Origin of the sequence: Pseudomonas sp. B19(2017) (assembly GCF_002113165.1) — a bacterium.
Classification (GTDB): Bacteria; Pseudomonadota; Gammaproteobacteria; order Pseudomonadales; family Pseudomonadaceae; genus Aquipseudomonas.
This window is the reverse complement of record NZ_NEJR01000002.1, coordinates 528640-540709: the sequence shown is the minus strand read 5'-3', so window position 1 is coordinate 540709 and position 12070 is coordinate 528640. Positions and strand designations below refer to the sequence as shown.

The window sequence follows — 12070 nt, the reverse complement described above, 5'->3', positions numbered from 1 at the left end:
ACCTGGTGATGGCACATTCACATCATTGGGGGATCTTCCGACAATTTGTCCAGCAATGCAACCAAGCGTCGCCGCAGCAAACCCAGTTCGCGGGATTTGAAGGCGTGTCGGGTCTGTTCGAGCACCTCGGTGGCATCCAGCAAGGCAGCTTGTACCTGCCCGGCCGAGCCCAACCGGGCTTCACCGAGCCAGCGGCAAAGCGGTGCCGCGCTGCAATTGGCAGGCGTACTCAGCACCTCGCAATCGGGTGCGACAGGCGCCAACAGCTGGCGCAATTGATCGGCCAGTTCAAGATTGTTGCAGATAATTCTGGTTGCCGGGTTGGACTCGCGCATCAAACTTCATTCCCCAATGTTCGGTGTGCTGTTTACAACACCGCCCATGGCGTTTGATTGATTCAGATCAATGCTGAAACCTTTCCATTTGGCCTGTGAAGCCCTTCGGCGCGAACAGTGTTTCTGGAAACCGAGCGCCGTGGGGCGGCGCTCGGTTTCGAATGGGCAACGAACGTCCTGTCAAACGTGTGGCCGCCTGCTCAGTACCTGAACTCGACCCCCACGTACGCGCCAATCCCGTCCCCCGGCCAGAACGACGCGGTATCCTGCCCGCGCGCGTTGTACACCGGCGTCACCGCCGTCACGTAGGCCTTGTTCGCCAGGTTCTTCAGATCCAGCGATACCTTCCAGTTGCCCTTCGGCGCTTCATATCCCAGGTTCGCCCCCCAGATGGTGTACGACGGCGCATACAGGGTATTGGCATAGTCCACGGCCGTACGCGAGGCTGACTGTACGTTGACACCGGTGTACCAGCCGCTGTGGTCCTGGTACTGCAGCTCGCCCTGGTAGATGTGCTTGGGCACGCCCGGCAACTGGTTGTCGCCGAAGGTGTCGTCATGCCGATAGTAGAAGTCGTTGTAGGTGTACACCTGGCGCCAGCGTACCAGGTCGCCCTGCGGGTTCTCCCAGAGGCGGGTGTTGAGGCCGGCTTCGACACCCTGGTGGATGGTCGGTGAGGCGTTGAAGGCGCCGGTGACTGCCGCCGACGATGAGGTGGCGGGGATGATCTGCACGTTCAGCAGCTCGTCGTGGATCCACGAGCGGTACAGGGCCAGGCTGCCATCGAAGATGCCGTGCGAGCCCTTGATACCGACCTCGAAGGTGTTGGCCTTCTGCTCCACCAACGGGCGGATGTAAGGCAGGGTCGGGCCGGAGCCCGAGTATTCCCACGAAGCCGGCGGGTCGATGCTGCGGCTGAAGTTGGTGAATACCTGCAGGTTCGGGCTGAACTCGTAGCGCAGGCCGATGCGCGGGGCGGTGCTCCAGTTGTCGTAGTCCACGTGCTGCGGGAAGGTGGTGGTGTTCGGGTTCACCGCGTGGTCGATGTTGATGTTGCGCCGCACGTTGATGAACGACACGCCGCTGGTGAGCCAGAGGTTGTCGACCAGGTTGATATCGTTGCCCAGGGCAATCACCCGGTCGAACGAATCCTTGTAATTGACCTGCTTGAGCGACACCTTGTTGTCGTTGGCCGAATTCACCCCGCCACGCAGATGCTGGGTGGACGTGACGGCGATGTTGCTGCGGCTTTCGTGGCCGAACAGGTAGTCGACCCGGTCGTAGCCCAACAGCAGGCCGAGGTCGTGCCAGTCCCAGTAGCTGGGGTTGCTCGGGCTGCGCGGGCTGTTGGTATGGCGATAGTCGTGGTACGACAGGCCGAAGGTCAGCCGTGCATCGTCGTCAAAGGTATAAGTGGTCTTGCTGCCTACCCAGATGCTGCCCGGGCGGCGCGCACCGGCACCGCTGCTCTCGGCGGTGGCGCTGGCACGACGTGGGTGGTGCAGTGCGGCGTTGAGGGTGGTGGCGCTGGGGTCGTTGTGGGTTTCGTCGCGGTAGCGCAGCAGCAGGCGGGTTTCCAGCTTGGGGCTGAAGCGATAGCCGGCATTGGCAACGATGCCCGAACTTTTCGACAGGCTGTAGTCGCGGTAACCCTCGTTGCGGTAGTTGTCGGCCTGCAGGTAGTAGTCCAGGTCGCCCTCGACCCCACCGTAGCTGATGCTCTGCTTCTGGTAGTGGTAGCTGCCGGCTTCGGCGCGCACGCGCAGGCCAGGGGCGCTGTAGCCGCTGTGGTTGACGAAGTTGACCGCGCCGCCGAGGGTCAGCGCGCCATACTGGAAGGCGTTGGCGCCGCGCAGGATCTCGGTGTAGTTGACGCCGCTGGCATTGAGGAATTCGTAAGGTGTACCGCCAGGGCCGGTCAGCGGCAGGCCGTCGAACAGGAACTTGATGCCTTCACGGAAGTAGCCGGGCGAGGTATTGGCACCGGAGCCGCGGATCGAGATCTTCGCAGCGTCGTTGCCGCCGGTGGACTGCACGAATACCCCGGGCTGGTAGCCGAGGGTGTCCTGCAGCGTGGCAGTGCGGCCTTTGGCGACTTCTTCGCTGTCGACCACGCTGGTGCCGCCCGGCACCTCGGCCAGGGCGCTGGCGGCCTGTTGTACTTCGGATTGCTTGGCTGCCTGCACGGTCACCGTGCCCAGGGTTTGCTCAGCGGCCAGTACCGTGACCGGGGCCAGCAGGGCCGTGGCCGCGGTGGCCAGGGCGGCGTGGCGGATGGCCAAGCGCAGTGGGTGGGTTTGAATCGCACGCATCGTTCAATTCCTTGCAAGTCATCGTAGGTCCTCGGCGTTCTATGGGAATAGTCAGGCCTGTCAAAATGTGTAAGAGCAGTTTTTGTGCCAGCTGGCGAAAGGCCGGAAGTTGCGGGGGTGGCCAAAGTTTTGCTGTGAAGTGCTGAATAAAACAGCAAACTTTGTTGCGCCCCTGTTGTTTGCGGAACAGTGCCGGTTATATCCAAATATCCAAAGGAGAGGGGGCGCCCTACGGGATGTTGTCAGGGCAACAGGGATGGAACAGTTTGTATGTTTAATGAGCCAGGCGGCTTAAACTAACCTCAATGAATGCGCCGTTTTAGCGCTGGCACGACAACTGCAATAGCCCTTTATGTAGCCGTCTATATAAAAGGCCCGTTGTGCAGCTGAATTCCCGATTGTTCAATACATGCCTGCTAGCCAGTGCGCTGTTGGTTGCCGCCTGCTCACCCGCCACGCCACCGCAGGGCCAGGTGCCGCTCAAGGGCGAAGCGCTCAGCGAAGTGAATGGCGTGATGCGCTACCCGGCCAGCGACTTCATCGAGCAGCAGCCCGGCAAGCGCGGCGGCACCCTGCGTGTGTCAGCGGCGAGCGACGCTGGCAGTTTCGATATCCATGCGCTGTCCAATGGCAACATGCAGTGGATGGGCCGCATCCTGTTCGACTGCCTGGTGTACCAGGCCGAAGACGGCACCCTCACGCCGTGGCTGGCGAAAAGCTGGGACATCAGCGCCGACGGCCTGACTTACACCTTCCACCTGCGTGACGACGTCACGTTCAGCGATGGCGAGCGCTTCAACGCCGAGGCCGTGCGGGTCAACCTCGAACACATGCGCGACCCCGTGACCAAGTCGCCGCTGGCTGCCGCCTATATTGCGCCGTACCTGCAAGGGCGGGTCGTGGACGAGTACACGTTCGAAGCGACCCTGCGTGCACCCTATGCGCCGTTTCTGGATGTGCTGTCGCAGGCCTGGCTGGGGATGATATCGCCGCGGCAGATCCTCCAGGCGCCGAAGACCATCGCCAGTCAGCCCATCGGCACCGGGCCTTTCGTGTTGACCGGCTGGGTGCGCGACCAGCGTGCCAGCTTTGCCCGCCGCCCGGGGTACAACTGGGCGCCGCCGGCGATCAACCACCAGGGCGAGGCGTATCTGGACGGCATCGAGCTGAGCTACGTGCCCGAAGCGATGATCCGTTACACCTCGCTGGAAGCCGCCGACAACGACATGGCCCTGGACGCCCCCGCGCAGAATGCCGCGGCGATCCGTGCCAACCCACAGCTGACCCTGCGCAACCGCATTCGCAAGGGCAACCCGTCGCGCAGCATCACCTTCAATGTCGAGCGTGCGCCGTTCGATGACGTGCGGGTGCGCCAGGCCGTGGCCAAGGCTATCGACCGTGATGGCCTGGCGTGGATTTCCGGCTTCGGCGAATACCTGGCCAAGGGCGACTTCCTTGCCGTGAATACGCCCGGCTATGACCCGGTGGCTCGCGACACCCTGGCCTTCGACCCGGCCGAAGCCGGGCGCCTGCTCGACGCTGCCGGCTGGACCGGGCGTGATGCCGAAGGCTATCGCACCCGTGCTGGCCAGCGCCTCGGGGCGATCTTGTTGACCTATGACAACCCGGCGTTCCCGGCCAATGTCTCGGTGGCAGCCCAGGCGGACCTGCGCAAGGTCGGCTTCGACCTGCGCATCGAGCTGCTGCCGCTCAGCAAGGTCATGGAGCTGCGCTACCGCGGCAACTTCGACGCCATCGGCGGCGGCTACTGGCACACCAACACGGCCGATGGCTTGTACATCCTCTACCACAGCCAGTCCATCCCCAGCGCACGCATGATCGGCCAGAACGTCGGCCACTTCCGTGACGCCACCCTCGACCGGTTGCTCGGCGCCGCCCGGCGCAGCACCGACCCGACCCAACGCCGCGAGCTGTACCGCCAGGCCCAGCAACGCCTGGGCGAGACCGTGCCGGCCGTGCCCTCGATGGAAAGCCAGATGCTGCTGGCCTACCGCAACGCGGTCGGCGGTGTGCTGTTCGATGGCTCGCACAACGTTCCCCTGTTCACCAGCGTGTGGCTGGCCAAGGAGCAACCATGACACTGCTGATCATCTTGCTGCGCCGCCTGCGTGACGGTGTGATCGTGCTATGGGCGGCGGCCAGCCTGACCTTCTTCGGCATGCAGCACAGCGGCGGCGATACCGCCCTGGCGATCCTCGGCGGCCCGGATGCCATGCCGAGCGAAGCGCTGCTGGCCCAGGTTCGCGCCGAGTACGGCCTCGATCAACCGCTGTGGGTGCAGTACGGCCACTACCTGGTGCGCCTGGCCAAGGGCGACCTGGGCGAGTCGTACCGGTTGCGCATACCGGTCGGCCAGGCGATTGGCGAGCAGGCCGGCGCGACCCTGGCGCTGGCCAGCAGCGCGGCGGTACTGGCAGTGCTGCTGGCGGTAGCCTCGGCGCTGCTCACCGCCAACCGTGGGCGGCGTTTGCGGGCGGTGGTGTCGGGCATCGAGCTGTTGCTGTCATCGGCGCCCAATTTCGTGATCGGTACGCTGCTATTGCTGGCCTTCGCCTTCCACTTCCATTGGTTGCCGCCGTCCGGGTCAAGCGGTTGGCGTTCGCTGGTACTGCCAAGCCTGGCCCTGGCGCTGCCGATCGCCGCGGTACTGGCCCAGGTGTTGCGCCAGGCGCTGGAGCAGGTGCTGGAACAACCCTTCATCACCCAGGCCCGTGCCCGTGGCATGAGCGACTTCGCTGTGCGTCTGCGCCATGCCCTGCGTCATGCCCTGGTGCCGCTGGTAACACTGGCCGGCTACGTGTTCGCCAGCCTGCTCGGCGGTGCCGTGGTGCTGGAGCTGCTGTTCGGCCGCCAGGGCATTGGCCGTTTGATGCTCGACGCTACCGCCAGCAAGGACGTGCCAGTGGTACTCGGCGTCACCCTGCTGGCGGCCGCGATCTACGTGCTGGTCAACCTGCTGGTGGACCTCGCGACCCAGGCCATCGACCCCCGCAGCGCACAACCCTGAATTTACGAAAAAGGACACATCATGAGCCAAACCACGATAACCGATGCCGAACTGGATGCGCGTTTCGCGCCGATCTTCGCGCGTATTGCCGAAGGCGCGGTGGCCCGCGAGCAGCAGCGCACCCTGGCCCATGAGCCGGTGGCCTGGTTGCGCGAAGCCCGTTTCGGTGCTCTGCGCGTGCCGCGCAGCCACGGTGGCTCAGGCGCAACCTTGCCGCAGCTGCTGCGCCAGTTGGTGCGCCTGGGACAGGCCGACTCCAACCTGCCGCAGATCTTCCGTGCCCACTTCGGCTTCGTCGAAGGGCGGCTGTCGTCCGGCGACGCCGCCTCCCAGGACTACTGGTTCGCCCGCGTGGTAGCCGGTGAACTGTGGGGTGCGGCCATGGCCGAGCGTACCGACAGTACCGGCAATACCGTGCAGTTGAGCGAAGACGAGGGTGGTTACCGCCTGGACGGTGAAAAGTACTACTGCACGGGCACGTTGTACGCCGATTGGGTGGCGGCAGTGGCCAACCACGGCGACGACTTTGTCAGCCTGGTGGTGCCGACTCGTGCATCGGGGGTGGAGCGGGTCGACGACTGGGACGGCTTTGGCCAGCGCCTGACCGGCAGCGGCACCACCCGTTTCACCCGGGTCAGCGTGCAGCCGCAGCATGTGCTGCGCCGTTTCGCCAAGGGCGAGCTGCGCGCCGAGTCGTACCTCACCGCGTTCTACCAGGCGGTGCACTTGGCCACCCTGGCGGGTATCGGGCGTGCAGTGCTGGCCGATGCGGTGGCGTTCGTCCAGGGCCGCACCCGCGCCTTCGGTGTGCCGGGGCAGTCGCAGCCGGCCGCAGACCCGCGGGTGCAGGCGGTGATCGGACGCCTGGCGAGCCTGGCCTTCGCCGCCGAGGCGCAAGTTACCGCCGTGGGCCAGAGCCTGCAGACGGTGTTCGAAGCCGGGCAGCAGGGCGAGGTGGCCGAGCAGCTGTATACCGATGCCGAGATCCATACGTTCCAGGCGCAGCAGATCGTCCTGCCGCAGGTGCTGGAGGCAAGCACCTTGCTGTTCGAAGTCGGCGGCGCATCGGCCACCAGCAATGCCCGGCGCCTCGATCGCCACTGGCGCAATGCCCGTACCCTGGCTTCGCACAACCCGGCGATCTACCGCGAGCAGGCGTTGGGCAACTACTACCTCAATGGCATCAGCCCGGCCCAGGCCTGGCGTGCCCTTCATGCCGGCGCCAGCGAAGGGCAGGGCAGCGGCGACGAAGCCAGCGCAGTCTGATCAGGAGAATCGGCATGACTACCAAACAGATGAGCCTGGGCATGAACATCCTCGGCTTCGGCTCGCATTCCGGCGCCTGGCGCCAGGGTGAGGCGGCAATCGACGCCTATATCGATGTCAACTATTACCGCGATATCGCACGTATTTCCGAGCGCGGTTGCCTGGATGCGATCTTCCTCGCCGATGGCCCGGCGTTGCCGCCGGATGTGTCCGCCCAGCCAGGCGGGCGCCTGGAACCGACTGTGCTGCTAACTGCAGTGGCGGCTGCTACCGAGCGCATCGGCGTGATCGCGACCTGCTCCAGCACTTACAACGAACCTTTCAACCTGGCCCGGCGAATTGCCTCGCTGGACCATATCAGCGGCGGTCGTGCTGCCTGGAATGTGGTCACCAATGCCGGTGATGCGGCGGCACATAACTTCGGCCTGGCTGGCGCGCCGTTGCATGTAGACCGCTATGGGCGGGCCGAGGAGTTCGTCGAGGTGACCTTGAAGCTCTGGGACAGCTGGGAGGACGACGCGATCATCGGTGATCGCGGCGCTGGCCGTTTTGCCGACCCGGGCAAGGTCCACACTGTGGATTTCAAGGGCAAGCACTTTCAGGTAAAGGGGCCGCTGAACCTGCCACGCTCGCCGCAGGGCAGGCCGGTCCTGGTGCAGGCCGGCTCTTCCGAAGGTGGCAAGGCACTCGGTTCACGCTATGCCGATGCGATCTTCACCACCCAGACCACCCTGGCCGATGGGCAGGCGTTCTATCGGGAGATGAAGGCACGGGCCAAAGCCTGGGGCCGCGACCCGCAGCACCTGAAGATCATGCCCGGCCTGTCGACCGTGATCGGCAGCACCGAGGCCGAGGCCCATGCACGCTTCGACGAGCTCAATGCCTGGCAAGGCGAGCACGGCCTGTTGCAGCAAGTGGCGGGGCGTATCGGCATCGATGCCAGTGAACTGGACCCGGATGCGCCATTGCCCTGGGCGCGGATTGGCGCGGTGGCGGACTTCGAGCGGGGGTCGCAGGGTTTTCTGGAGGCGCAGTTGAACTTGGCGCGCAGCGAGAACCTGACCATTCGCCAGCTGTCGCGGCGGATTCTGGTCGGGCACCGGTTGGCCGTCGGCACGCCAGAGCAGGTCGCCGATACCCTGGCCGAGTGGTTTCTGGCGGGCGCGGGAGATGGTTTCAACATCATGCCCGACATGTTCCCGTCGGGTGCGCGGGTGTTTGTCGAAGAGGTGGTACCGCTGCTGCAGAAGCGTGGGTTGTTCCGCACCGAATACACCGGCACCACCTTGCGCGAGCACCTGGGGCTGCCCAGGGCACACAACCAGTTCGCTGCCTAGGGGCGCACTGCGCCCCACCTGTGGGAGCTGGCTTGCCGGCGATGGGCTGCAAGGCAGCCCCAGGATTTGAAACCCGACACACTTCACAAGGATGCACCCATGCGCTACCGCCCACTCGGCCACACCAACCTCCAGGTCAGCCTGCTCAGCCTCGGCACCATGACCTGGGGCCACCAGAACAGCGAACAGGATGCCCACCAGCAACTGGACGCCGCCATCGCCGCCGGCATCAACTTCATCGACACCGCCGAGATGTACCCCACGCCCACCCGCGCTGAAACCTGGACCACCACCGAGCGCTATATCGGCACCTGGCTCGCCGCCCGTGGCAGCCGCGACAAAGTCCTGCTGGCCAGCAAGATCGCCGGCCCGGCCCGCGACCCCGGTGGCCAGGCGCACATCCGCGATGGCCTGTCGCACCACGACCGCAAGAACATCGTCGCGGCCCTGGAGGGTAGCCTGCGCCGCCTGCAGACCGATTACCTGGACCTCTACCAACTGCACTGGCCCGATCGCACCAGCAACTTCTTCGGTATCCGTGAATACCCCTACGTCGACGACCATCCGCAAACGGCAGCCATCGAAGAAACCCTTGCGGTGCTGGACGAGCAGGTCAAGGCCGGCAAGGTGCGTCATATCGGTGTGTCCAACGAAACACCGTGGGGTGTGGCGCAGTTTCTGCGGCACAGTGAGGACAAGGGCCTGATGCGGATTGCCAGCATCCAGAACCCGTACAGCCTGCTCAATCGCTTGTACGAGAACGGCCTTTCGGAGTTCAGCCATCGCGAAGGGATCAGCCTGTTGGCCTATTCGCCGCTGGCGTTCGGGGCGTTGACCGGCAAGTACCTGAACGGGGCAAGGCCGGAGGGTTCGCGGTTGTCGTCGGTGTATCGCACGTTCAATCGCTATGGCAGCGAAGAGGCCAACAGCGCGATTGCCAGCTATGTGCAGATTGCACGGGAGCATGGGCTGACACCGGCGCAACTGGCCCTGGCGTTCGTCATACGCCAGCCGTTCGTGGCCAGTGCGATCACCGGGCAGACCACCTTGCTGCAACTGCAGGAGAACCTGAGCGCACTGGATGTGCAATTGAGCGATGAAGTGCTGGCCGAGATCCAGGCCGTGCACCGGCGTATTCCCAACCCGGCCCCGTAGCCCACATGGCAAGGGCTTCGCCCTTGTTCGCGGCTGAAGCCGCTCCCACAGGGACCGCACGGATTCAGCCTTTGCGGTGATCCTGTGGGAGCGGCTTCAGCCGCGAAGAGGCCGGTACAGGCGACACAAGAAGGACAGACATGAACGCAATCGTATCCATACCAGACACAGTGACCAGCAGGAGGCAGGTTCGCCCAGGCCTGGCGCTGGCCTGGATCATATTGGGCCTGATACTGCTGGCAGTAACCTTCCCCGACTGGCTCTCGCCAACCGACCCGTTGGCTGCCGACGCCCGCCTGGCTTACTACCCGCCAGGCCCCGCCTTCTGGCTGGGCAGTGACGAGAACGGCCGCGATGTCCTCAGCCGGCTGATCCATGGCGCCCGCCCATCGCTCTACATCGGCCTGGCTGCCACCCTGGTCGGGCTTGGCCTGGGCACGCTGCTCGGCTTGCTCGCCGGCCTTTCTCCAGCCTGGCTGGACAACCTGCTGATGCGCGCCGTCGATGTGTTGCTGGCCTTCCCGGACCTGTTGCTGGCGTTGGTCATCATCACCCTGTTCGGCCAGGGCACCAGCAACCTGATCCTCGCCGTCGGCATTGCCTCGGTGCCGCGCTATGCCCGCCTGGTACGCGCCCAGACCCTGACCATCCGGCGTGCCAGCTTCGTCGAAGCGGCAGTCACGCTGGGCCGCAGGCCCTTGGCCGTGGTGTTCTGGCATGTACTGCCCAATGCCGTGCAACCCGTGCTGATCCTGGCCTGCATCGGCCTGGGTGGCGCCATCACCGCCGCCGCTGCGCTGAGCTTCCTCGGCTTCGGCGCACCACCACCCGCGCCGGAGTGGGGCGCGATGATGGCAGTGGCGCGCAACTTCATGGCCAACGCACCCTGGCTGATGGCCTGGCCAGCGCTGGCGATCACCCTGACTGTCATTTCCATCACTGTCATTGGCCGAGACTGGCTGCGCCGTAGCGAGGGCAGACACGCATGAGCATCTTCGAGAGGAACCAGGCACCGCTGGTGGACATCCGCGGCCTGCACGTGAGCTTCAAGGGTGTGCCAGTGGTGCACGGCGTCGACCTGCAATTGCATGCCGGGCAGTGCCTGGCATTGGTGGGCGAATCGGGCTCGGGCAAGAGCGTCACGGCGCGTACCCTGGTCGGCCTGACCGGCGCCGGTGCCCATGTGCAGGCGCAGCGCCTGGCCTTTGCCGGGCAGGACCTGCGGCAGTTCGATGAGCGCGCGTGGCAGCGCTTGCGCGGCGAGCACATCGGCTTTGTCATGCAGGATGCGTTGGGCTCGCTCGACCCGCTGCGCCGTGTGGGGGCAGAGGTCGAGGAGCCATTGTTGCTGCACACCGATCTGGCTGCGGAGCAGCGCCGTCTGCGGGTGCTCGAGTTGTTGCGCCAGGTCGGAGTACCTGAACCCGAAGTGCGTGCCCGGCAATACCCGTGGCAGCTCTCCGGAGGCCTCAGGCAACGCGCCCTGATTGCTTCGGCCATCGCCTGTCAGCCGCGCCTGTTGATCGCCGACGAGCCCACCACCGCGCTGGACGCCACGGTGCAGGCGCAGATTCTCGACCTGCTGGAGCAACTGCGCGAGCGCGACAACAGCCTGTTGATGGTCAGCCATGACCTGGCCGTGGTCGCACGCCTGGCCGACCGGGTGGCAGTGATGCGCCATGGGGTGGTGGTGGAACAGGGCAGTGTCGAACAGGTCCTGCAGGACCCGCAGGACCCCTATACCCAACGCCTGTTGAGCGCGGCGCGGGCGGTACATTTCAAACGACCGGCGACGCCGGCCCTGGCGCTGGTGGAGGACACCGTGGACAAGCAACCCGTGGTGCTGGAGGCGCGCGGCCTGAGCAAGGCCTTTGCCGGGCCGGACGGGCGGCTGCGTCAGGTGCTGAGCGATGTGTCGCTGCAGTTGCGTGCCGGGCAAACCCTTGGCGTAGTGGGCGAGTCCGGCTCCGGCAAGAGCACGCTGGGGCGCATCCTGCTGGGGCTGGAACGGCCGGAGCAAGGCAGCCTGCACCTGGCCGGGCAGGATTGGCTTGCGTTGTCTGCCGCGCAGCAGCGCCAGGCGCGGCAAGGGATCCAGGTGGTGTTCCAGGACCCGCTGGCCTCGTTCGATCCGCGCTACACCGTGCTACGGGTATTGGCCGAAGCGCTGGCGCATGCGGGTGTACCGCGTGCGTTGCAGCGCACCGAGGCGGCGGCGTTGCTGGAACGGGTGCAGTTGCCGGCGGGGTTGCTCGACCGCCGCCCGCTGGAGTTGTCGGGCGGACAGCGGCAGCGCATCGCGATTGCCCGGGCGCTGGCCATGAAGCCCAGGGCACTGGTGCTGGACGAACCGGTATCGGCACTGGATGTGTCGGTGCAGGCGCGCATCCTGGCATTGCTGGCCGAGCTCAAGGCGGAGCTGAACCTGGCTTGCCTGTTCATCTCCCACGACCTTGGGGTGGTGGAGCAGGTCAGCGACCAGGTGTTGGTGATGCAGGGAGGAAGGGTGGTGGAACAAGGGGCGGCAGCCCAGGTGCTCGGTCAGCCGCGTCATGCCTATACCCGCGCTTTGCTCGACGCCGTGCCTCATCTTCCGGCGGCGCGGTCAAGCTGGTTTGCGCGGATTGCCGTGTAAAC

General features: G+C 65.3%; 9 protein-coding genes. 7 read left to right on the top strand and 2 right to left on the bottom strand.

Going from position 1 to position 12070, the window contains the following annotated elements; translation table 11 throughout:
• Positions 1-17: 17 nt before the first annotated feature.
• Together CAF70_RS05640 and CAF70_RS05635 are read right to left on the bottom strand one after the other, a co-directional pair.
• Positions 18-335 (bottom strand): hypothetical protein, encoded by a 318-nt coding sequence (locus CAF70_RS05640; RefSeq protein ID WP_085621843.1) that lies wholly within the window; start codon positions 333-335, stop codon positions 18-20.
• A 200-nt stretch (positions 336-535) separates the two neighbouring features.
• Complete coding sequence (locus CAF70_RS05635) at positions 536-2647, bottom strand: TonB-dependent receptor domain-containing protein (RefSeq protein WP_085621844.1); 2112 nt, start codon at positions 2645-2647, stop codon at positions 536-538.
• Positions 2648-3033: 386 nt separating this feature from the next.
• On the opposite strand from CAF70_RS05635, the gene CAF70_RS05630 reads away from it, so the two are divergent.
• From CAF70_RS05630 to CAF70_RS05600, 7 genes are all read left to right on the top strand, one after another.
• Positions 3034-4746 (top strand): ABC transporter substrate-binding protein, encoded by a 1713-nt coding sequence (locus CAF70_RS05630; protein WP_085622665.1) that lies wholly within the window; start codon positions 3034-3036, stop codon positions 4744-4746.
• Positions 4743-5675 carry an ABC transporter permease gene (locus CAF70_RS05625; RefSeq protein ID WP_085621845.1) on the top strand — a complete coding sequence of 311 codons (933 nt, stop codon included), beginning with the start codon at positions 4743-4745 and terminating at the stop codon, positions 5673-5675. The genes CAF70_RS05630 and CAF70_RS05625 overlap by 4 nt, the downstream gene beginning before the upstream one ends.
• Before the next feature lie 21 nt (positions 5676-5696).
• Positions 5697-6941, top strand: a complete 1245-nt coding sequence (locus CAF70_RS05620; protein ID WP_085621846.1) for an acyl-CoA dehydrogenase family protein — start codon at positions 5697-5699, stop codon at positions 6939-6941.
• Positions 6942-6955: 14 nt separating this feature from the next.
• Entirely contained in the window at positions 6956-8278 is a 1323-nt protein-coding gene (locus tag CAF70_RS05615; protein ID WP_085621847.1) for an LLM class flavin-dependent oxidoreductase, read from the top strand.
• Positions 8279-8377: 99 nt separating this feature from the next.
• Positions 8378-9433: an NADP(H)-dependent aldo-keto reductase gene (locus CAF70_RS05610; protein WP_085621848.1), complete on the top strand. Its 1056-nt coding sequence runs from the start codon at positions 8378-8380 to the stop codon at positions 9431-9433.
• 140 nt (positions 9434-9573) lie between these two features.
• A complete protein-coding gene (locus tag CAF70_RS05605) occupies positions 9574-10422 on the top strand; it encodes an ABC transporter permease (RefSeq protein ID WP_085621849.1) in 849 nt (282 codons plus the stop codon).
• Positions 10419-12068 carry an ABC transporter ATP-binding protein gene (locus CAF70_RS05600; RefSeq protein WP_085621850.1) on the top strand — a complete coding sequence of 550 codons (1650 nt, stop codon included), beginning with the start codon at positions 10419-10421 and terminating at the stop codon, positions 12066-12068. Before CAF70_RS05605 ends, CAF70_RS05600 begins: the two co-directional genes overlap by 4 nt.
• Positions 12069-12070: the final 2 nt, after the last annotated feature.